The organism is Pseudomonas sp. Irchel s3a10 (genome assembly GCF_900187525.1).
Taxonomy (GTDB): domain Bacteria; phylum Pseudomonadota; class Gammaproteobacteria; order Pseudomonadales; family Pseudomonadaceae; genus Aquipseudomonas; species Aquipseudomonas koreensis_G.
Window position 1 is genome coordinate 98,231 of sequence record NZ_FYDR01000010.1, and the last position, 21,971, is coordinate 120,201.

The 21,971-nt window shown below is 60.5% G+C and carries 20 protein-coding genes; 11 read left to right on the forward strand and 9 right to left on the reverse strand.

Annotated features, from left to right (window positions below):
• Positions 1 to 30: 30 nt before the first annotated feature.
• Positions 31 to 2,277 carry an ATP-binding protein gene (locus CKW11_RS23770; RefSeq protein ID WP_095139640.1) on the reverse strand — a complete coding sequence of 749 codons (2,247 nt, stop codon included), beginning with the start codon at positions 2,275 to 2,277 and terminating at the stop codon, positions 31 to 33.
• Entirely contained in the window at positions 2,274 to 2,888 is a 615-nt protein-coding gene (locus CKW11_RS23775; RefSeq protein ID WP_095139641.1) for a biliverdin-producing heme oxygenase, read from the reverse strand. Before CKW11_RS23775 ends, CKW11_RS23770 begins: the two co-directional genes overlap by 4 nt.
• Positions 2,889 to 3,161: 273 nt before the next feature.
• On the opposite strand from CKW11_RS23775, the gene CKW11_RS23780 reads away from it, so the two are divergent.
• Positions 3,162 to 3,782, forward strand: coding sequence for a LysE family translocator (locus tag CKW11_RS23780; protein ID WP_095139642.1), 621 nt, complete (start codon positions 3,162 to 3,164; stop codon positions 3,780 to 3,782).
• Between the two features lie 3 nt (positions 3,783 to 3,785).
• Here the strand turns inward: CKW11_RS23780 and CKW11_RS23785 are convergent, their stop codons facing one another.
• Positions 3,786 to 4,199, reverse strand: a complete 414-nt coding sequence (locus CKW11_RS23785) for a VOC family protein (protein WP_095139643.1) — start codon at positions 4,197 to 4,199, stop codon at positions 3,786 to 3,788.
• A 179-nt stretch (positions 4,200 to 4,378) separates the two neighbouring features.
• On the opposite strand from CKW11_RS23785, the gene CKW11_RS23790 reads away from it, so the two are divergent.
• The 4 genes from CKW11_RS23790 (at position 4,379) to CKW11_RS23805 (ending at position 7,547) form a co-directional block, all read left to right on the forward strand.
• Positions 4,379 to 5,461, forward strand: a complete 1,083-nt coding sequence (locus tag CKW11_RS23790) for a bifunctional transcriptional activator/DNA repair enzyme AdaA (RefSeq protein ID WP_095139644.1) — start codon at positions 4,379 to 4,381, stop codon at positions 5,459 to 5,461.
• Positions 5,462 to 5,492: 31 nt separating this feature from the next.
• Positions 5,493 to 6,290 (forward strand): isocitrate lyase/phosphoenolpyruvate mutase family protein, encoded by a 798-nt coding sequence (locus tag CKW11_RS23795; protein ID WP_095139645.1) that lies wholly within the window; start codon positions 5,493 to 5,495, stop codon positions 6,288 to 6,290.
• Position 6,291: 1 nt separating this feature from the next.
• Positions 6,292 to 6,909, forward strand: coding sequence for a DNA-3-methyladenine glycosylase (locus CKW11_RS23800; protein ID WP_095139646.1), 618 nt, complete (start codon positions 6,292 to 6,294; stop codon positions 6,907 to 6,909).
• A 149-nt stretch (positions 6,910 to 7,058) separates the two neighbouring features.
• Positions 7,059 to 7,547, forward strand: coding sequence for a GFA family protein (locus CKW11_RS23805; RefSeq protein ID WP_095139647.1), 489 nt, complete (start codon positions 7,059 to 7,061; stop codon positions 7,545 to 7,547).
• 118 nt (positions 7,548 to 7,665) lie between these two features.
• Here the strand turns inward: CKW11_RS23805 and CKW11_RS23810 are convergent, their stop codons facing one another.
• The 3 genes from CKW11_RS23810 to CKW11_RS23820 form a co-directional block, all read right to left on the reverse strand.
• Positions 7,666 to 8,952, reverse strand: coding sequence for an ATP-binding protein (locus CKW11_RS23810; RefSeq protein WP_095139648.1), 1,287 nt, complete (start codon positions 8,950 to 8,952; stop codon positions 7,666 to 7,668).
• Positions 8,953 to 9,660: a response regulator gene (locus CKW11_RS23815; RefSeq protein ID WP_027613172.1), complete on the reverse strand. Its 708-nt coding sequence runs from the start codon at positions 9,658 to 9,660 to the stop codon at positions 8,953 to 8,955. It lies immediately after the preceding gene.
• Positions 9,661 to 9,888: 228 nt separating this feature from the next.
• Positions 9,889 to 10,497 carry a tRNA-(ms[2]io[6]A)-hydroxylase gene (locus tag CKW11_RS23820; RefSeq protein WP_095139649.1) on the reverse strand — a complete coding sequence of 203 codons (609 nt, stop codon included), beginning with the start codon at positions 10,495 to 10,497 and terminating at the stop codon, positions 9,889 to 9,891.
• A gap of 158 nt (positions 10,498 to 10,655) precedes the next feature.
• Between CKW11_RS23820 and CKW11_RS23825 the strand changes: the two genes are divergently transcribed.
• The gene (locus CKW11_RS23825) at positions 10,656 to 11,519 is read left to right on the forward strand and encodes a universal stress protein (RefSeq protein WP_095139650.1); all 864 of its coding nucleotides are present in this window, start codon (positions 10,656 to 10,658) and stop codon (positions 11,517 to 11,519) included.
• Positions 11,520 to 11,620: 101 nt separating this feature from the next.
• Here CKW11_RS23825 and CKW11_RS23830 read toward each other — a convergent pair whose 3' ends face one another.
• On the reverse strand, positions 11,621 to 12,091 hold the full coding sequence (locus CKW11_RS23830; protein WP_007965774.1) for a DUF1289 domain-containing protein: 471 nt from the start codon (positions 12,089 to 12,091) through the stop codon (positions 11,621 to 11,623).
• A gap of 467 nt (positions 12,092 to 12,558) precedes the next feature.
• Between CKW11_RS23830 and acnB the strand changes: the two genes are divergently transcribed.
• Entirely contained in the window at positions 12,559 to 15,168 is a 2,610-nt protein-coding gene (acnB, locus tag CKW11_RS23835; RefSeq protein ID WP_045122402.1) for a bifunctional aconitate hydratase 2/2-methylisocitrate dehydratase, read from the forward strand.
• 266 nt (positions 15,169 to 15,434) lie between these two features.
• Here acnB and CKW11_RS23840 read toward each other — a convergent pair whose 3' ends face one another.
• Together CKW11_RS23840 and CKW11_RS28690 are read right to left on the reverse strand one after the other, a co-directional pair.
• Positions 15,435 to 16,715: an HAAAP family serine/threonine permease gene (locus CKW11_RS23840; RefSeq protein WP_095139651.1), complete on the reverse strand. Its 1,281-nt coding sequence runs from the start codon at positions 16,713 to 16,715 to the stop codon at positions 15,435 to 15,437.
• A 253-nt stretch (positions 16,716 to 16,968) separates the two neighbouring features.
• Positions 16,969 to 17,139 (reverse strand): hypothetical protein, encoded by a 171-nt coding sequence (locus CKW11_RS28690; protein WP_166497649.1) that lies wholly within the window; start codon positions 17,137 to 17,139, stop codon positions 16,969 to 16,971.
• 709 nt (positions 17,140 to 17,848) lie between these two features.
• On the opposite strand from CKW11_RS28690, the gene CKW11_RS23855 reads away from it, so the two are divergent.
• The 4 genes from CKW11_RS23855 (at position 17,849) to CKW11_RS23870 (ending at position 21,495) form a co-directional block, all read left to right on the forward strand.
• A complete protein-coding gene (locus CKW11_RS23855) occupies positions 17,849 to 18,373 on the forward strand; it encodes a cysteine hydrolase family protein (protein WP_095139653.1) in 525 nt (174 codons plus the stop codon).
• Between the two features lie 139 nt (positions 18,374 to 18,512).
• Positions 18,513 to 19,481: a 2-hydroxyacid dehydrogenase gene (locus CKW11_RS23860; protein ID WP_095139654.1), complete on the forward strand. Its 969-nt coding sequence runs from the start codon at positions 18,513 to 18,515 to the stop codon at positions 19,479 to 19,481.
• A 156-nt stretch (positions 19,482 to 19,637) separates the two neighbouring features.
• Complete coding sequence (locus tag CKW11_RS23865) at positions 19,638 to 20,705, forward strand: phosphotransferase family protein (RefSeq protein ID WP_095139655.1); 1,068 nt, start codon at positions 19,638 to 19,640, stop codon at positions 20,703 to 20,705.
• Between the two features lie 22 nt (positions 20,706 to 20,727).
• A complete protein-coding gene (locus CKW11_RS23870; RefSeq protein WP_085687598.1) occupies positions 20,728 to 21,495 on the forward strand; it encodes an SDR family oxidoreductase in 768 nt (255 codons plus the stop codon).
• Positions 21,496 to 21,971: the final 476 nt, after the last annotated feature.

Consider the following 21,971-nt stretch of genomic DNA (forward strand, 5'->3'; position numbering starts at 1 on the left):
CGTGCCCCGTTTAACGTGGCACGGATTTCTTCATTCCCCGGAGAGCATCGCCGGCACGGTAAACCGAAACTCAGTGCCCTCACCCGGCTCACTGCTGGCCTCGATCCGCCCGCCGTGGGCTTCAACAATCCCCTGCGTGATGTACAAGCCCAGTCCGGTTCCGGTCGGGTTGCCCTCCTTCACTGTCCAGTAGCGATCAAACACCCGCGCCAGGTTTTCCTTGGGAATGCCTTCGCCGGTATCGCGCACGGTGAACACGATTTCCTTGCCGTCAGACTTCGCCAACACGCCCACCGAGCCTTTGCGCGGGGTGAACTTGATCGCGTTGCCGATCAGGTTCGACAGCACCTGAAACAGGCGCTCCGGGTCGGCATGGATTTTCAGGTCGGGATCGGCCTGGAACGAGATGCTGATGTCCTTGTCCAGCGCCAGTGGCCCGAGCAGCGACTGGGTCTCCTCGAACATTTGCCCGACATCCAGCGTCTGCGGGGCGATGGTGTAACGCCCGGCGTCGATCTTCGAGGTGTCGAGCAGATCTTCCAGTAGCGTGTTCATCCGCCCGGCCGCCTGCTGCATGGTGTCGATCGCCGTGGAGATGCGCCGCGAGGTGTGCGGGCCGTCGGAACTGAAGGTCTTCTGCATCATGCCGCAGAGCATGGAAATCACCGTCATCGGGTTGCGCAAGTCGTGCGAGACCACCGCCACCAGCTCATCACGCGCGCGCACCGCCTCCTGCTCGCGACGTACCTGACGGGCGAGGTCGTTTTCCAGTGCCGAACGGCGCAGGTCATTGGCCGCGAACAGATCACCGTGACTCCACTTGGTGGAGATTCCAGCCATCTCGACTTTCCAGATTTCGAACGAAGTGCGCGGACGCAGACGCAGGCCGGCGTCGGAGTTTTCCAGATCCAGCGGCTTGCGCGGGTCGCCGCTCCAGTTGATGTTTTCCTTGACCTCGGGACGGAACCACATCACCCCGTTGTCCACCGGTTTGGGCAGGCTCATGGCAAGCACGCCGCTGGCCACTTGCTGAAACTGCGCGGCTGGCGGATAAACGCTCGCCAGATGATGGCTGGCGAACACCGGCTCACCGGTTTCCTGCAACCACTTGTGCAGGGCGCGAATGTCTTCCGGCTCCGGGCAGTTGCCATAACGGTGCAACTGCTTGTCTTCGATGATCGCAATGCCCCCGGCCCCGGCCAGCGCCATCAGCACTTGCGGTTGTTGCGCCAGACCATCGAAGACATTTTGCGGGGAGTCGATCATCGCCTGATTGAGCAGCGCTAGCGCCTCGACTTTCTCTTCGCGCTGGCGGCTGATCTCCAGCGCCTCCATCGCGCTGATCTGCAGCGACAGCACCTGACCGATGGTCTGGCAGGCGCTGCGCAGTTCATGCGGCACATGCAACGGCTGGCGGTTGCCGCAGCTGATCAGGCCCCAGAGTTTGTCGCCCTTGAGCAGCGAGATGCTCATCGACGACAGCACGCCCATGTTCTTCATGTACTGGCAGTGAATCGGCGACACGCTGCGCAGGGTGGCGAAACTCAGGTCCAGCGGGGTGTGGGTGTCCGGTCGCAGCTTGGGCACCAGCGGCACCGGCTGGTAATCGGCATTCGGGATGATCCGCAGCCAGTTGGTGCGGTACAGCTCGCGCGCCTGCTCGGGAATGTCCGAGGCCGGGAAGAACAGGCCGTTGAACACTTCCATCGACGGATCGGACGCCTCAGCGATCACCTGACCGTGGCCCTCCTCCTCGAAGCGGTAGATCAGCACCCGGTCGTAACCGGTCATCGCCTGGATTTCCTTGACGCTGATGTCGTAAAGCGCCTGCAGCGAAGTTGCCGCTTGCAGTCGCTGAAGCATGCGCCCCAGATGGGTCTGGTTGCCGGCGACGTTACGCGGCTGGAAATTTTCGACGTGGATTTCCAGTTCCAGAATCAACACGCCTTGATGGCGATGCAGCAACCCTTCGAACGCGGTGCCGTTGAGGCGAAAGTGCAGCGGTCCGGCATCGGCAAATACCGGTTGTTGCAACGCCTCGCGCACGGCCGCCGCGTGCGTCTCACCCAGCAATTGGTGCAGCGGCTGGCCGATCAGTTCTTGCGCCGGGCGTGCCAGCAGGGTCTCGACGTTGGCGCTGATCTGAATGATTTCCAGCGCCGGCTCGCTCAGGGTCAGCAACAGGCCATGAGGCTGGATCGCCCCGGGAAAGCGGATCGGTTCGTCGGCACAGTTGGCCAGCAGTTCTTCAAAGGCTTCTTGGTCTTGCGGGTTCATGCCAGTACCTCCCGGCTTTCGAGCCAGCGCTCGAAACAACTGAATGTGGTTCGGGCCGCCGCAACCACGGCTTCACGTTCGCTCGCATCCAGCGATCGACTGCCCAGGTATTCAATGAAAGCGCGCCAGCGGCGGCCGGTGGCGGCGCCATAAATATCGAGGAAGGCCGCACCGTTATCGGCGTTCAGGCTCAACCGCGAGGCGATTTCGCGACGCAGGATCTGCCCGCCGAGGGTTGCCCCTTCCAGCACGTACATCACGCCCAGGCAGGCAGCGCTGGAGTCGATCACGGGCAACGACTGACACAATGGAAGATGGGCGATAGTCTCGGGCGTCAGGCCCTGGGCCCTCAGATCATTGAACAGGGTCTGCGCCTTGAGACGTGGCGCAAGATCGAAATCGACCGGGATTGCGCCGCTGTCGAGCAATGCGCTTTCCAGCGGTCGATAAAAGCCATAGTAGGCCTGCATCAGCCGTACGAAAGCGTTGGAATCGAGGGTATCGGAGAAAAAAGGAAGACGTTTTTCCAGTGCGATGTGCAGTTCGGCAGTGCCGGCTCGCAGATCTTGCAGCACCGGTGGCACATAAACTTCACGGGCCTTTGCTTGCATGTAGATCGCTCTTGGTGGGGCCGCTTCGGGGCCGGCAGGGTGTTTGCAGCTTTGGACGGATATTACACGGCAAACGCCTTTTTCTGACTTGGCGCACAGATTTTTCTGACGAAACCATCGCCTTCAGACCTTTGAGAGTTCTGAAGAATCAGAAAAGTTCGACTCGATTAAAGGGCTGCCAATGCTGTACCGCGACAGCACCGCGTGACTGTACGGGTCAAGGCGCCCGCAGCCTGTGATAAAAAAGCAGCATCGTTTCCGGAGCCCAAGCCTATGGATCTCGCCACGCTCTCGCTGTTTCTCCCGGCCTGTTTCGCCCTGAACATGGCCCCCGGCCCGAACAACCTGCTGTCGGTCAGTAATGCCACCCGCTACGGCTATCGTCGGGCGTGTGCCGCCGGTGTCGGACGGATTATCGCGTTCGCCGCAATGATCGCCCTCGCGGGTGCCGGATTGTCGGTGGTATTGCAGACCTCGGAATGGCTGTTCCATACGATCAAGATCATCGGCGCGGCGTACCTGCTTTACCTGGCCTGGCACCTGTGGCGGGCCAATCCCGAGGCCGAGCAGCAGATGGCCGGAGCGTCGGTGGGGTTCTGGCGGCTGGCGCGGCAGGAGTTTCTGGTGGCGGCGGGCAATCCGAAAGCAATCCTGTTGTTCACCGCGTTTCTGCCGCAATTCGTTGATCCGAGCCGCCCGGTGCCGGCGCAATTCGCCGTGCTCGGCGCGCTGTTTCTGCTGCTGGAATGGATTGCCATCGGCGCCTACGCGTGGATGGGCCTGCACATGCGCCGCTGGTTCGCCGAGCCGCGCGGCAAACGGTTCTTCAACCGTTGCTGCGCAGGGCTGTTGTCGGCGGCGGCTTCGGTGTTGTTGCTGGCGAAACGCGCGTGATGCCTAGGCCTCGGACGGGCCTTTGAGTTCGACCTGATTGCCGTCCGGGTCGAAGCAATACAACGACAGGCCGTAGCCCTCTGCGCCGAAGCGTCGGGCGGCTTTTTCCACGGTCAGACCGTGCGCCTGCAAGTGCTCTGTCAGCGCAGATTCATCGAACGGCTCGATGCGCAGGCAGAAGTGATCGACGTTGCGCCGCTCTTTACCGGCCGCCCCGCCCCCCTTCTGCCCAAGCTCGCCCTGCAAGTCGACCAGGTCGATCATCGAGGTGCCGGCGCGCAGGTGCACCAGACCCAATGGTTCGTTGTGCCTGACCACCTCTGCGCCGAAGACCTGGCGGTAGAACTCGATACTGCGTTGCAGATCGGCGACGCGCAGGACGATGTGATCGATGTGTTGAATGATGAACGGTGGCATGAACTCAATCCCTCAACTGTAGGAGCTGCCGCAGGCTGCGATCTTTTGCTTTTGATTTTAAGAAACAAGATCAAAAGATCGCAGCCTGCGGCAGCTCCTACACGGTAGTTCAGGGCATTTGAAAATTCACTGTCGATTTTTCGGTGGAGCCATCGAAATCCTGGATTTAAGCTCTGCCCATGAACATACAAACCGCACTCCTGCCGCCCAACGCCGAGATGGTTCGCGCCATGCTCGAACGCGACACCGCCTACGAAGGCGTGTTCTTCACGGCCGTGAAAACCACCGGGATCTTCTGCCGCCCCAGCTGCACGGCGCGCAAGCCGAAACCGGAAAACGTCGAATTCTTCGCCCACGCCGATGAGTGCTTGAGCGCCGGGTATCGCGCCTGCCTGCGCTGCAAGCCGCTGGACGCCGCAGCCATCGCCCCCGACTGGGTGCAGCGCCTGCTGACCGCCGTCGATGCCGACCCGGAAGCGCGCTGGAGCGATGCGCAACTGCTGGCCGAAGGCATCGAACCGCTGAAGCTGCGGCGCTGGTTCAAGCAGCATTTCGGCATGACCTTCCATGCGTGGCTGCGCACGCGCCGACTCGGCATGGCACTGGGCGGCATCCGCCAAGGCACCTCGATTGACCATGCGGCGTTCGATTCCGGCTACGAATCGCTCAGCGGTTTTCGCGATGCATTCCAGAAGTCGTTCCACATCACCCCGGGCCGCGCGGCGAACAGTGAACCGTTGCTGTTCACCCGCCTCACCACGCCGCTGGGGCCGATGATCGCCATGGCCGAACGTCGCGGGCTGGTGTTGCTGGAGTTTCTCGACCGCCCGGCGCTGACCCGCGAAGTCGAAGAGCTGCAGACCCGTCATGGCTACGTGGTCGCACCGGGGCACAACGCGCATTTGCGGCAGATCGAAGAGCAACTCAACGAATATTTTGCCGGGACGCGCAGTGCATTCAGTGTCCCGCTGCACCTGCCCGGCAGCGCGTTCGACCGGCAAGTCTGGGAGCAACTGCTGCAAATTCCTTATGGACACACCAGTACCTACGGCGCCATCGCCACACGCCTGGGCAAACCCGGCGCCAGTCGCGCGGTTGGCTTGGCCAATGGGCACAATCGGCTGTCGATCGTGGTTCCGTGCCATCGGGTGATCGGTGCGGACGGTTCGTTGACCGGCTATGGTGGTGGACAGCCGCGCAAGGCGTTTCTGCTGAGGCTGGAAAACGCTGCGGTGCAGCTCACGCAACCACTGGCTTTCTGACGCTTTGCACCACTCACAAGAAGGGATTTCGATGAACGCGCTCGACACTCGGTTTCACCAGTTACACCAGGAAGGTCTGCTGATCCTGACCAACGTCGCCGACGCCACCGGCGCGCGGCTGGTCGAGCACGCGGGTGGGCAAGCGGTCGCCACCAGCAGCGCGGCAGTCGCTTGGGCGCATGGCTATCCAGACGGCAACACCCTGCACCTCGAACGGCTGATTTCAACCGTGGAATCCATCACGCGGGTGATCCAGGTGCCGCTGAGCGTGGACATCGAGGCGGGTTATTCCGATGACCTTGGCCGTGTGGCCGAAGTGGTCGATGCGGTGCTCGCCGCCGGTGCGGTCGGGATCAATATCGAGGACGGCAGCGGCGCCCCGGAGCTGTTGGCGCGCAAGATTGAAGTGGCGCGGCAAGTCGCTCAGAAGCGTGATGTGAAGCTGTTCATCAACGCGCGCACTGACGTCTACCTCAAGGGTCTGGTACCGGCCGAGGATCGCGTCGCCGAAACCCTGCGCCGTTCAGCGTTGTATCAGGCCGCCGGGGCCGATGGCTTGTTTGCCGCTGGCGTGACCGCCGCTTATGAAATCGAGGCAATCTGCAAGGGCACGTCACTGCCGGTGAACGTGCTCGGCTTCGCTTGCCTGCCCTCGCCGTCCGAGCTGCAAGCCCTGGGCGTGCGGCGCCTGAGCGCCGGGTCTGGCATCGCCGAATTCCTCTATGGGGCGATGGGCTCGCTGGTGAAAAGCTTCCTCGCCAGCGGCAAGCTCGACACCCATGATCTCAAGGCGCTGACCTACGGCGAAGTCAACGGGCTGCTGAAATAGCATGCCGGATCGTTATCAGGCGGCCAGTCAATTTCTGGCCACGCTCGACGAGGACTGGCAGCGCCACGTTGCGGCCGTCGGCACCTGCCTGCATCAACCGCACCCGGCGCGTGACCCTTACGAATCGCTGGTGCGGGCGATTGCCTATCAGCAACTGCACGCCAAGGCCGGGGATGCGATTGTCGGGCGTCTGGTGGCGCTGTTTCCGGGGCAGACGTTTCCCCGGCCGGAACAGATTCTCGCGAGTGACTTCGATCAACTGCGCGGCTGCGGTTTCTCGGCGGGCAAGATTACGACCATTCAGGGCATCGCCCGGGCGACGCTGGACGGTGTGGTGCCGGATTATCCCACCGCGCTGGCGATGGACGATGAAGCGCTGATCGAACGCCTGGTCAGCCTGCGCGGGGTTGGCCGCTGGACCGTGGAGATGCTGCTGATCTACAGCCTGGAGCGCATGGATATTCTGCCGGCGGATGACTTTGGCGTGCGCGAGGGCTATCGGCGCTTGAAGGGACTGGAGGTACAGCCGACGCGCAGGCAGATGATCGAGATTGGCTTGGCGTGGAGTCCGTATCGGACGGTGGCAGCTTGGTACCTGTGGCGCGTTGCCAAGGTCTAGACCGCGTTATCGTTCTTCGCGAGCAAGCCCGCTCCCACATTTTGAAATGCGTTCCCCTGTGGGAGCGGGCTTGCCCGCGAAGGCGTCAACATGATCACCACAAATCTTCTAGGCTCAACCGCACCACTTCAGCCAACCGGAGGCCCCTCATGCACCTCGAAGGCTCCTGCCACTGCGGCGCCGTCACCTTCAGCCTGACCAGCGCCCATCCCTACCCTTATCAACGCTGCTATTGCTCGATCTGCCGCAAGACCCAGGGCGGTGGCGGTTATGCGATCAACCTCGGTGGCGATGCGGCCAGCCTCAAGGTTCAGGGGCGTAAACACATCAGCATCTACCACGCCAGGATGAAGGAAGAAGGTGACAAACGTGCCCATCGCAGTACCGCCGAGCGGCATTTCTGCTCACAGTGCGGCAGCGGATTGTGGCTGTTCAGCCCGGAATGGCCGGAGCTGATTCATCCGTTCGCCTCGGCCATTGATACGCAGCTGCCGGTGCCGCCGGAGCATACACATTTGATGCTGGGGTCGAAGGCGCCGTGGGTTGAGGTGAATGCCAAGCCCAAGGACAAGCAGTTTGCGGTGTATCCCGAGGAGTCGATTGCGCAGTGGCATGAGCGGTTGGGGTTGGTCAAATGAGCAGGGGGTTGTGTTGTGATTGATGGCCCTATCGCGAGCAGGCTCACTCCTACAAGGGAATGCATTCCAAATGCAGGAGTGAGCCTGCTCGCGATAGGGCCCAACCTGTCTACACAAATCAGTCCAGATGCGCCCAGGTCATGCGAAACGACGCCCCGCCCCAAACGGACTCCCCGACCTCGACCTGTCCGCCATGGGACTGCGACACCCGCCGCACCAGCGCCAGCCCCAGGCCGAAGCCACCGGTGCGACGGTCGCGACTGGCATCCAGCCGCGAGAACGGTTCGAAGATTTTCTCCCGGCCTTCCACCGGCACACCCGGGCCGTCGTCGTTGACCCGCACTTCGTAATAATCGCCGCTACGCACCAGTGTCACTTCGACCCGCTGCTCGGCATAACGAATGGCGTTGCGCAGCAGATTGATCACTGCGCGCGCCATGAACCGTGGCTCGATGCGCACGGTGTCGAGCCGGCAGTCACCAATCAGCAACTGCACCCCCGCCGCTTCCGCCTCCAGCGCCACGCTGCCGACCACGCTGTCGAGCCAGTTGGCGGCCTGAATGTTTTCGCGCTTGATCACCGTCGCACCGCGTTCGAGGCTGGCGTAGGTCAGCAGTTCGGAGACCATTTCTTCCAGCTCGCCAAGGTCGGCGTACATATCGGCGATCAGTTCGCGATTCTGAGTGGCGTCCGGCTGTTGCTTGAGCTGATCGAGTTCGAACGACAGCCGCGCAATCGGCGTGCGCAACTCGTGGGACACAGCGTTGGTCAGTTCGCGCTGATTGGCGATCAGGCTCTCGATGCGCGCCGCCATCAGGTTGAAGTGTTCCGCCAGATCGCGGATGTTCGAGCGTTTTGACAGTTGAATGCGCACCGACAAATCGTTGTCACCAAAACGCTCGGCGGCCAGGCGCAGTTTTTCCAGATCGCGCCAGTGCGGGCGCACCCAGAAGAACAGCACAATGCCGATCAGCACCGCGAGCATCGCGTAAGCCACTGCGATGTAGAACGGCATCAGGCTCGGCTCCGGCGGCAACTTGATGCTGAGCAGTTGCGAGCCTCCGTCGATGTTGCTGATGAACTGGGTGTAGTTGTCGCGGATCACCAACAGGTTCTGCGCCAATTCGGATTTTTCCTCAGGACTGAGCCCCAGTTGGTCGGCCTCGACCAGTTTCAGCGACAAACCGTAGTGCGGGCGCAACGTCTCCAGTTGCTGCTCGCGCGCCGCGCCTTGCTGATCGCGCATGTGCTCGACCAGTGACCACGCTTGCCCGCGCACCGCCTCACGGTTGTAGGCCTGCATCTGGTTGTCGAGCAACGCGTTGAAGGTGTGTTCGACAGTTTGCAGGGCCAGGACCAGGCCCACCGTCATCACCAGAAACAGCCCGAGGAATAACCGCAGCATCTACAGCTCCCACGCGAACGGATTGAACAGATAACCCTTGCCCCACACGGTCTTGATACACACCGGTTCGCGGGGATTGTCCTTGAGTTTGTTGCGCAACTTGCTGATGTACACGTCGACGCTGCGATTGAGCCCGTCGAAGGCGATACCACGCATGCGGTTGAGGATGTCATCGCGCGACAGGGTCTTGCCCGCGGCGCTGGCCAGCAGCCACAGCAGCTCGAATTCCATGGTGGTCATTTCGATGATCTCGCCGGCCAGACGCACTTCGCGACAGCTGCGATCGATGCTCAAGCGCCCGAACTCCAGCGCACTGACCACGCCGGCTTCCGGCATTTGCCGCCGCTGCAAGGCGCGTAGCCGAGCGAGCAATACCGGCGGTTTGATCGGTTTGATCACGTAGTCGTCGGCGCCGGATTCCAGGCCGAGAATATGGTCGAGGTCGTCTTCCTTGGCGGTGAGGATGACAATCGGCGTGTCCGACACGCTGCGAATTTCCCGACACACGTGCAGCCCGCTCTGCCCCGGCAACATCAGGTCGAGCACCACCACTTTGGGCTGGAACTCGAGAAACGCGGCCACTGCCAGATCACCTCGATGCACCGCGCGCACCTCGTAGCCATGCTGTTCGAGAAAGTGCGCAATCAACGTGGCCAGACGCTCATCGTCTTCGACCAGCAGGACTTTGCCAAAACCCAGGTTATCCATAACGACCGTCTGCCAACCCATATGTGAAGTGGGCGACATTATGGCGGCAATCGCTGGCGAGGCGTTGTTTCGGGCAGCAAAAACCGGCCACAGGGGCCGGTTTTCGGTGATATTTCATACTCTTAAGAGTTTTTAACAATCAAGAGCAAAGATCGCAGCCTGCGGCAGCTCCTACAGGGAAACGCATTCCCAATGTAGGAGCTGCCGAAGGCTGCGATCTTTTGATCTTCAGGCCGCGACCGGCACACCACTGTGGAAGCGGAACTCTTCATCCGGCGACTCGATCAGCTCCTGCTCGGCAGCACGCACCTTGTCGATCACCTGAGTGATGTCCTTCGCGTCGCCGTACTGGTAAGCCAGTTTCAGATAACCCTGGAAGTGCCGCGCCTCGCTTTTCAGCAGGCCGAAATAGAACTTGCCGAGTTCTTCGTCCAGATGCGGCACCAGCGCTTCGAAACGCTCGCAACTGCGCGCTTCGATGAACGCGCCTACGACCAGCGTATCCACCAGTTTCACCGGCTCATGGCTGCGCACTACTTTGCGTAGACTCGAGGCGTAGCGCCCGGCATGCAGCTGGCGCAGCTCGATCTTGCGGCGTTTCATGATGCGCATGACTTGTTCGTGGTGCACCAGCTCTTCCCGGGCCAGACGCGACATCATATTGATCAGGTCGACGTGGGAATGGTACTTGGCAATCAGGCTCAGCGCGGTGCTGGCGGCCTTGAACTCGCAATTCTTGTGGTCGATCAGCAGGGTTTCCTGATCGGCCAGTGCCGCCTGGACCCAGGCGTCGGGCGTGCGGCAGCCAAGGAATTCGTGGATTTCGGGAAGGATCATGGGGCTCACGGTAAAGGTATTGGCGCGAAGGGCGCCGATTATACCGGCCTGCCCGCAGACCACCAGTCGCAGGCGTTGATATGCATCAAGTCGCGTCCCGATGAGCAGCAACTATAGTTGTGCAACGCCGTGCCTTTTCTTTGCTGGAGACTCCGCTCATGCAAGCCATTCGCAGCATTCTGGTGGTCATCGAACCCGAACATTCGGAAAGCCTGGCGCTCAAGCGCGCCAAGTTGATCGCCGGCGTGACCCAGGCCCATCTGCACCTGCTGGTGTGCGACAAGAAGCACGACCACGCCGGCATGCTTGGCGTGCTCAAAGCTGCGCTTTTAGCAGATGGCTACAGCGTCACCACCGAACAGGCGTGGAACGAAAGCCTGCACGAAACCATCATCGATGTGCAGCAGGCCGAAGGCTGCGGGCTGGTGATCAAACAGCACTATCCCGACAGTGCGCTGAAAAAGGCTTTGCTGACCCCGGCGGACTGGAAACTGCTGCGGCACTGCCCGACTCCGGTGTTGCTGGTGAAAACCGCCACGCCGTGGAAAGACCGGGTGATTCTCGCGGCTGTCGACGTGGGCAATGCCGATGGCGACCACCGGCATCTGCACACCACAATCATCGATCACGGCTACGACATCGCCAGCCTGGCCAAGGCGCATCTGCATGTGATCAGCGCGCATCCGTCGCCGATGCTCTCGGCAGCCGATCCGACCTTACAGCTCAGCGAAACCATCGAAGCACGTTATCGGGAGCAATGCCGGGCGTTTCAGGCGGAATTCGATGTCGATGACGCGCATCTGCACATCGAGGAAGGCCCGGCCGACGTGCTGATCCCATTCATGGCGCACAAGCTGCAGGCGGCGGTGACGGTGATCGGCACTGTGGCGCGCACCGGGTTGTCAGGCGCACTGATCGGCAATACCGCCGAAGTGGTGCTGGATGCCCTGGAAAGCGACGTGCTGGTGCTCAAGCCGGAGGAGATTGAAGATCATCTGGTGGAGTTGGCGGTGAAGCATTAGGGACTGCGGCGTTTGAAAGTCAGTCTTCGCGAGCAAGCCCGCTCCCACATTTGGAATGCAATCTCCTGTGGGAGCGGGCTTGCTCGCGAAGCTTTTGATCTTCAGGCGCCAAAGGCGTCCTTGAGGAAGCCCGGGGCGATATAGCGCTGATAATGCGCTTCCGACAGCAGGAAGAATTCCCGATCAATGGCATCGCGCAACTCCGGGAGGTTCCAGTCGCGGAACTCCGGCAGCAACACCATTCCGTAGGCTTCCAGATTAATGATCACCCGCGCCCCGCGCGCAATCAGCTGATAGGCCCAGCAATATTCCGACTGATGCGGCACGAAGCGGATCTTGCGCTGTTCCAGCTGTTGGCGCAGGCGCGCCGGATCAAAGATCTCGACCTTGCTCGCCATCACTTGTGACAGCAATTGTTCCAGACGCAACCACACCGCACGCTTTTCCTCCTCGCCGTAACCATTCCAGTGGATCACTTCGTGGTGGAAACGCTTGCAGCCACGGCACACCAGATCTCCGTAAACAGTGGAGCAGAGGCCGACGCAGGGGGTCTTGATGGTCTGATTGGGCATAAATTGGCAAAACACTGAAACGCGGAACAGGTCGGCATGTTAGCCCTTTGTCGGGCATTGATCACCCCTCAAACGTCAGGGGCAAGCGCTGGCACACGGTTTGACTCACCTGCGCACAACGCCACCAAAGTCCAATAGAGCGCGACTTACCTTTAAATTTTTTTTGCCGTAGAATCAGCCAGCCTTTTAAGGCGCCAATGTCCGTTAGAAGCTGTTTTCAAAGCGTCACGAGCACAGTCGTTCCTTCAGAGCGGTGTTGGCGAAGGGTTTTTCCAGCGGGGAAAAGCCCAACGCCAACCCTCATCAGCTCCCCGTTCTGCAGGCGTAAAACTTTGAAAGCAGCTTCTGTAAGGAATTGCCGGTAATTCTGGCCAAACGACTCACAACGTCGTGCGGTGCATGAGTACGGCAATTTCGGGATGAGCGTCCCGGACACCCATTTGGGACCACTGATGAGGGTAATAACTGTGCTTGAAGCCTACCGCAAACATATCGAAGAGCGTGCAGCCCTGGGTATCGTTCCCCAGCCGCTTAACGCCGAACAAACTGCAGGCCTGGTCGAGCTGCTGAAGAATCCTCCGGCTGGCGAAGAAGCTTTCCTCGTTGACCTGATCACCAACCGCGTACCACCAGGAGTGGACGAAGCCGCTTACGTCAAAGCCGGTTTCCTGTCGGCCCTGGCCAAAGGCGAAGTCTCCTCCCCTCTGCTGGACAAGAAGCGCGCTGTAGAACTGCTCGGCACCATGCAGGGCGGCTACAACATCGTGACCCTGGTTGAACTGCTGGACAACGCCGAACTGGCGCCAGTGGCTGCCGAAGAACTCAAGCACACCCTGCTGATGTTCGATGCCTTCCACGACGTGGCTGAAAAAGCCAAGAACGGCAACGTTCACGCCAAAGCCGTGCTGCAATCCTGGGCTGACGGCGAGTGGTTCAAGAAGCGTCCTGTCCTGGCCGACAAGATCAGCCTGCGCGTATTCAAGGTCACCGGCGAAACCAACACCGACGACCTGTCCCCTGCGCCAGACGCCTGGTCGCGTCCTGACATCCCGCTGCACGCCCTGGCCATGCTGAAAATGGCCCGTGACGGCATCGTTCCGGACGAGCAAGGCAAGACCGGCCCGATGAAGCAGATCGAAGAAATGCGCGGTCAAGGCTTCCCGATCGCCTACGTCGGTGACGTGGTCGGTACCGGTTCCTCGCGTAAATCGGCGACCAACTCGGTGCTGTGGTTCTTCGGCGACGACATCCCTTATGTGCCGAACAAGCGCGCTGGCGGTTTCTGCTTCGGCAGCAAAATCGCTCCGATCTTCTACAACACCATGGAAGATGCCGGCGCCCTGCCAATCGAGTTCGACGTATCGAACATGAACATGGGCGACGTGATCGACCTGTACCCGCACGCTGGCAAAGTCTGCAAGCACGGTACCGACGAAGTCATCACCACCTTCGAAATGAAGACCCCTGTGCTGCTGGACGAAGTCCGTGCCGGCGGTCGTATTCCGCTGATCATCGGCCGTGGCCTGACCGAGAAGGCGCGCGCCGAACTGGGTCTGCCTGCATTCGACCTGTTCAAGAAGCCGGAAGCACCGGCTGAAAGCACCAAGGGCTTCACCCTGGCGCAGAAAATGGTCGGCAAGGCTTGCGGTCTGGCAGAAGGCCAAGGCGTTCGTCCTGGCACCTACTGCGAACCGAAGATGACCACCGTAGGTTCTCAGGACACCACCGGTCCGATGACCCGTGACGAACTGAAAGACCTGGCGTGCCTGGGCTTCTCCGCTGACCTGGTGATGCAGTCCTTCTGCCACACCGCGGCGTATCCGAAGCCGATCGACGTGACCACCCACCACACCCTGCCTGACTTCATCATGACCCGCGGCGGCGTTTCCCTGCGTCCGGGCGACGGCATCATCCACTCGTGGCTGAACCGCATGCTGCTGCCGGACACCGTGGGTACCGGTGGTGACTCGCACACCCGCTTCCCGATGGGCATCTCGTTCCCGGCCGGTTCCGGTCTGGTCGCATTCGCCGCTGCCACCGGCGTCATGCCGCTGGACATGCCGGAATCGATCCTGGTGCGCTTCAAAGGCAAAATGAAACCTGGCATCACCCTGCGTGACCTGGTCCATGCCATTCCTTACTTCGCCATCCAGAACGGTCTGCTGACCGTCGAGAAGAAAGGCAAGAAAAACGCCTTCTCCGGCCGCATCCTGGAGATCGAAGGCCTGGAAGGTCTGACCCTGGAGCAGGCGTTCGAACTGTCCGACGCCTCGGCCGAACGTTCGGCTGCCGGTTGCACCATCAAGCTGTCGAAAGAGTCGATCACCGAGTACCTGCAGTCCAACATCACCCTGCTGCGCTGGATGATCGGCGAAGGCTACGGCGATGCACGTACCCTGGAACGTCGCGCGCAAGCGATGGAAGCCTGGATCGCCAACCCTGAGCTGATGGAAGCCGATGCCGACGCCGAATACGCCGAAGTCATCGAAATCGATCTGGCCGACATCAACGAGCCGGTACTGTGTGCGCCGAACGATCCGGACGACGCCCGTCTGCTGTCCAGCGTTGCTGGCGAGAAGATCGACGAAGTGTTCATCGGTTCGTGCATGACCAACATCGGTCACTTCCGCGCTGCCGGTAAGCTGCTGGATCAGGTCAAGGGTCAGCTGCCAACCCGTCTGTGGCTGTCGCCGCCGACCAAGATGGACGCTCACCAACTGACCGAAGAAGGCTACTACGGCATCTACGGCAAGGCCGGCGCACGCATGGAAATGCCAGGCTGCTCGCTGTGCATGGGTAACCAGGCACGCGTTGAGCCGAACAGCACCGTGGTCTCGACGTCGACCCGTAACTTCCCGAACCGTCTGGGCGACGGCGCGAACGTCTACCTGGCCTCGGCCGAGCTGGCATCCGTGGCTTCGATCCTGGGTCGCCTGCCGACCGTCGAGGAGTACATGGAATACGCCGGCAAGATCGACAGCATGGCGGCCGATGTTTACCGCTACCTGTCCTTCGACCAGATCGCCGAGTTCCGTGAAGCGGCTGCAAACGCCAAGATTCCGGTCGTTCAAGCCTAACGTTACAAAGCACTAGAAAACGCCGCCCATCGTGAGATGGGCGGCGTTTTTTTATGCCTGGAGACCTGTAGGCGCGGGCTTGAGGGCCTGCTGTACCGCCAGTGCATCATGCTTGAGCCGCGCCAGAATCAGCGGTTTGTCCGCCCTATGCCCTCGCTGGAAAAACAGTTGGGCGCGCTCGACAATCCAACTGTCTCCAGACGAAAAAAAGCCGCTGTGCGCATTACGCACAGCGGCCACTGTCACCGAGTCTTTGGCGCTTTGGCTTACGCCGTCAGCGAATAAATCACCGCCGAAATGGCCACCAGACCGACCAAGGTTACGAACACGTTCGACGCCTGGCCGCGATAGCGCGCCATCGCCGGTACTTTACGAATCGCGTACATCGGCATCAGGAACAGGATCGCCGCGATCACCGGACCGCCGACGGCCTCGATCATCCCGAGAATGCTCGGGTTCAGGGTCGCAACGATCCAGCACACCACCAGCATGAACGCCGCGACGATGCGATCCAGCGCCTTGGCGCCCGGACGCTTGCCGCTCTTGACGATCAGGCCCTTGAGGCCTTCGCTGGCACCGATGTAGTGGCCGAGGAACGACTTGGAAATCGCCACGAAGGCAATCAACGGCGCCGCAAAGGCGATGGCCGGGTTGCTGAAGTGGTTGGCCAGGTACGACAGGATCGACAGGTTCTGCGCCTTGGCTTCCGCCAGTTGCTCTGGCGACAGGGTCAGCACGCAACTGAAGACGAAGAACAGCACCATCACCACCATCAGCAGGTGGGCGCGGCAGAGGATCTGCGAGCTGCGCTGCTCCGCATTGGCACCGTAACGACGCTTCTGATCCACCGCGAACGCCGAGATGATCGGCGAGTGGTTGAACGAGAACACCATTACCGGAATCGCCAGCCACAGCGTATGCAACAGCGCCGATGGCGCCGGCACTTGCGAGGCGGTGGTGAGGATGCCGCCGTTCCAGTGCGGAATCAGGTACACCGCAAGGAACAGCAGCGCGACGATGAACGGATAAACCATCAGGCTCATCGCCTTGACGATCGCCGTTTCGCCGCAACGCACCACGGCCAGCAGGCCGAGGATCAGCACGAACGACAGCAGCACGCGCGGTGGCGGCGTGATGTGCAGTTGGTGTTCGAGGAAGCTGGCGACCGTGTTGGTCAGGCCGACGCTGTAGATCAGCAGGATCGGGAAGATGGCGAAGAAGTACAGCAGGGTGATCAGCGCACCGGCCTTGATGCCGAAATGCTGCTCCACCACGTCAGTGATGTCGGCGCCTTCGCGACCGGAGAGCACGAAGCGGGTCAGGCCTCGGTGAGCGAAGAATGTCATCGGGAAGGCCAGCAACGCGAGGATCACCAGCGGCCAGAAGCCACCCAGACCGGCGTTGATCGGCAAAAACAGGGTGCCGGCGCCAATGGCCGTCCCGAACAGTCCCAACATCCACGTGGTGTCATGGCGATTCCAGCTCGACAGTTCAGCTGGTGCTGCCGCTTCATAGCGTGCGTCGACGCTATTGGCCTGATCATTCATCCGGTCGGATCTCCGCATTCCGGTCACTTGCCACTCGGTCAGGACGCGTCGGAAAAAACCGACAGACATGCTCCGGCCGAAACAGGGGCGGGATTCTCCGCGATAAATGAGCAGAAGCAAAGACTTAGCTGAGGAATGGTTGTGCGGAGCAGATCAGCGGGTTGTCGTTTTCGGGAAAATGGCTGTCGGCTCCAGGTACGTTAAATGTCGTTTTCAGGCAGGTTTCAGCGCCAATGCGAACGACAAGGCTTGATCAGATCGATCGAGCCAACATGAATCCGAGTGACATGCAAAACAGGCCGAACGCTAGCATTCCCCAGATTGGGTACATATCGCCCTTGTTTTTAATACGCATTCTTTCCTCCCACTCTTCGTGCTCACGTTCCAGTTCTTCCATTCTGGCTTTGCGGTCATAGGTACTCATGTGGATTTTCCTTTTTTGGTCATGGGTCCGACAGTTGTGGAACGCGAACAATCAAAACTTGAAGAAAACGCCTGCTACGGCGGTGATTGCTGTCACCACCCCAGCTATTACTGCAAGTGGATATAAATTTGTCTCTCTATTAAGCTTTTTTCCTCCGCCAATAGCTTTTTCCTTTCGGCCACAAGCTTTCTTGACTCATTCTCCAGCCTGTCGAGTTCCAGATTTTCAAAATTGTTCTTGAGCATTCGCCTTCCTTGGCTGCTGGCAGTCCCTGGCCGGGCTGCTTTGTGCCCACATGATTTCGCGTTCATCACCATTCCGCTAGCAGAAGCATCTGCCAATTTCGTAGGCAAATTCCCCGCAAATAGTAGGCAGCCTCTTACAAAATCAACGGCGAGATCATCACTCCCTACTTTCAATTTTCCCGACATAATCTGGCGTGAGACGAGTCCCCTGCCCCACGGAGTCTTTGCCCATGCTCCTCGCTCAATACGCCGGTTGACAGCCCTTCGCCGCCGCCAGCATGATCGGCGGCATGAACCCTCGCCCGCTGCACCTCACCCGTACCACCACGACCGCCATCGGCGGGTCGTGGTGTTGCTGCCTGAGGTGAATCCAGCGCAGTGAACCCAAGGCCCCGCCAGCAATGGACGGGGCCTTGTTGTTTCTCCCGTCCGTGCGGCACTTGCAGCCCTCAAGGAGAAACACCATGTCCGCAGCACTGTTGATCATCGATATGCAGGTCGGTCTGTTTCATGGACCGGAAAAACCCCACGACGGCGAACGTGTGCTCGCCAACATCCGGCAACTGATCCACCATGCACGCCTGCAACACGTGCCGATCTACGCCGTACGCCACACCGGCCCGGCAGGCTCGCCGATTGCTGCCGGCAGCCCCTTCTGGCAATTGCTGCCGGAACTCGAACTGGATGCCGAGTCCGACCATGTGTTCGACAAGTCCCGGCCCAACGCCTTCCATGACACCGATCTGGCGCAGCAGCTTAAAAACCGACATGTCGAAAACCTGTACCTGGTTGGCATGAAGACGCAGTTCTGCGTCGACGCCACCTGCCGCGTCGCTGCGGATCTTGGGTTCAAACCGCTGCTGGTGGCCGACGCACACACTTGCATGGACACGCCGGCACTGCCCGCTCAAGCCATCATCGAGCACCACAACGCCACCCTCGGCGGGGCATTCGCACGGCTGATCAACAGCGCCGACGTAAGCTTCTGACGAAGCGCCCGCGCGCTCCCCGTTTCAGCTCCTACACTGGCTGAAGCGGGGCTGCGGCCATCATTGCCAAACCGCTCTGGAATCAGCACCCTGACACGACTTTCGCGACCGAACCGCCACTGATCACAGGAGCCGCGCAATGCCCGCCACCGTTCTGGTACTGGTTGAAACCATCAATGACTATCTGCCGATTCTCGAGCATCAGGGTTTTCACCTGATTCTCGCGCCAACCCCTGCCGAACGCACGCAAGCCATCGCCACCCATGGCGCACGGATCGACGCGGTGCTGACCCGAGGCCCGCTGGGTCTGAGCGCTGAGGAAATCGACGCCCTGCCAGCGTTGAAAATCATCACCGTGATCGGCGCCGGTTACGAACACGTCGACCTGCAGGCTGCCAGCGATCGCGGGATCACCGTGACCAACGGCGCCGGGGTCAACGCCTCGTCGGTGGCCGATCATGCGATGGCGATGCTGCTGGCACTGGTGCGCGATATTCCACGCTGCGATGCCGCGGTGCGCCGGGGTGAATGGCCGAAGATCATGCGCCCGTCGCTGGCCAATAAACGCCTGGGGATTCTCGGCCTGGGCGCGGTGGGCATGGCGATTGCCAAGCGTGCCCACCTCGGTTTCGATATGGACATCAGCTATCACAACCGTCAGCTGCGCAGTGATGTGCCCTATGCGTTCTGTTCCACACCGACCGAACTGGCACGCGCCTCGGACTTTTTGATCGTCGCCACACCGGGCGGAATCGGCACCCAGCATCTGGTGACTCGCCCGGTGCTCGATGCTCTGGGACCAAAAGGTTTCATCGTCAATATCGCCCGGGCCAGTGTGATCGCCACCGCCGAGCTGATCAGCGCTCTTGAGCAACGGCGAATTGCCGGGGCTGCGCTGGATGTGTTCGATCACGAACCGCAGGTGCCGGATGCGCTGAAAGTCCTGAACAACGTGATTCTCACGCCACACGTTGCCGGCCTGTCACCCGAAGCCACCCAAGGCACGGTGGAGCTGGTCGGCAAAAACCTCGTGGCGTTTTTCTCCGGGCAACCGGTGCTGACGCCGATCGCCCTGCCCCCAAGGCTCAACAACCAGCGCGTGCACTGAAAAGAGCCGGCAGCGCCCTGCTGCCTTACCTATTCGAAACGCTGATTATCCTGCAACACGCTAACCTATAAGACCGCTGCGCGCTTGTGGCCGTCCGAGTGCGCCATTAGATTAGCCAATGATGTCTGGCCACCAAAATAAGCAGAAGGGATAAGCATGGCGCTTACTGACCAGTCCACCCGGATCCGCTCTGGCGAAGAACTCGATGCCAGCCTGATCGATCCATACTTGAAGAAGCACATTCCGGGGCTGACCGGCACGCCGCAGATCAGCCAGTTTCCCGGCGGTGCGTCGAACCTGACTTACCTTCTGGAATACCCGCAGCAGGAATTCGTGCTGCGCCGGCCGCCGTTCGGCCACAAAGCCAAATCCGCCCACGACATGGGCCGCGAATTCCGCATCCTCAATCAACTGCGCGACGGTTTCCCCTACTGCCCGAAAGCCTACGTGCACTGCACCGACGAATCGGTGATCGGTGCCGAGTTCTACGTGATGGAACGGGTCAAAGGCATCATCCTGCGCTCCGATCTTCCGCCGGAACTGGGTCTCGATGCAGCGAAAACCGAAGCGCTGTGCAAAAGCTTCATCGACCGTTTCGTCGAACTGCACCGAGTCGACTACAACGCCTGCGGCCTCGGCGATCTGGGTAAACCGCAAGGCTACGTCGCCCGTCAGATCAAAGGCTGGAGCGAACGCTACGAAAAAGCCCTGACCCCGGACGCACCGCACTGGGAAAAGGTCAAAGCTTGGCTCAACGAGAAGATGCCGGCCGATCACCCGACGTCGAGCATCGTCCACAACGACTACCGCTTCGACAACGTGATCCTCGACCCGGACAACCCGATGCAGATCATCGGCGTGCTCGACTGGGAACTGACTACCCTCGGCGATCCGCTGATGGACCTGGGCAACACCCTCGCCTACTGGATTCAGGCCGATGATCCAGCGCCCGTGCAACTGATGCGCCGCCAGCCGAGCCACGCTCCGGGCATGCTGACCCGCCGCGAGTTCGTCGATTACTACGCCGAACGCTCGGGTATCCGGATCGACAATTTCGACTTCTACTACACCTACGGCCTGTTCCGCCTGGCCGGCATCGTGCAGCAGATCTACTACCGCTTCTACCACGGCCAGACCCAGGACAAACGCTTCGCGCAGTTCATTCACATGAACAAACTGCTGGAGCACATGAGCCTGCAGGTCATTGCGAAATCGAGCCTCTGACGGCCCACACCAAGGAACCCCTATGTCCAAGACTCAGTTGTTCGACCTCGACGGCAAAATCGCATTCGTCTCCGGCGCCAGCCGTGGCATCGGCGAAGCCATCGCCAAACTGCTGGCCCAGCAAGGCGCCCACGTGATCGTTTCGAGCCGCAAGCTCGAAGGCTGCCAGCACGTGGCCGACGCGATCATCGCCGCCGGCGGCAAAGCTACCGCCGTGGCTTGCCACATTGGTGAAATGGAACAGATCAGCCAGGTCTTCGCCGGAATCAAGGAACAGTTCGGTCGCCTCGATATTCTGGTGAACAACGCTGCGACCAACCCGCAGTTCTGCAACGTGCTGGACACCGATCTGGGAGCGTTCCAGAAGACCGTCGACGTGAACATTCGCGGCTACTTCTTCATGTCGGTGGAAGCCGGCAAGCTGATGCGCGAGAACGGCGGCGGCAGCATCATCAACGTCGCGTCGATCAACGGTATTTCACCAGGGATCTTCCAGGGCATCTACTCGGTGACCAAGGCTGCCGTGATCAACATGACCAAGGTCTTTGCCAAGGAATGCGCGCAATTCGGCATCCGCTGCAACGCCCTGCTGCCGGGCCTGACCGACACCAAATTCGCCTCGGCGCTGGTGAAGAATGACGCGATCCTCAAGCAGGCGCTGACGCAGATTCCGCTCAAGCGCGTGGCCGATCCGAGTGAAATGGCCGGCGCAGTGTTGTACCTGGCCAGCGACGCGTCGAGCTACACCACCGGGGTTTCGCTGAATGTGGATGGCGGATTCTTGTCCTGATTTCTTTGACAAATGGTTAACCCGGTGGGAACGGGCTCGCTCGCGAATGCGGAGTGTCAGGCGGCATTGCCTTGAATGACACACCGCATTCGCGAGCAAGCCCGCTCCCACACGGGTTAGCTGTCAGACAATGTTCCCCACAGCACTACTGCGTGACACACCGGGTGGTGGTGATATGTCGGGTGACCTGCTCGTCAACGTACATATTGCCCGACACCTGAGTGTCTTCCAGCGTCTGACAGGTACGCACTGGCGGTGGTGGAGGTGCAGCAGGAGGCGGTGGCGGAGGACTGGCGCAGCCGCTGGACAGCGCGACTGAAAAAGCCAGTGACAACGCCAGATACACGCGTTTCCCAGGATTATTCATAGGACGACCCGCGATGAATGGAAAAGCCACTTCCGCCGTCGCGCACAACTGCAGCGAATGACAGAAGACCTGATCACTCATTCTTTATAGCCGACCACCCTGTAAGCGC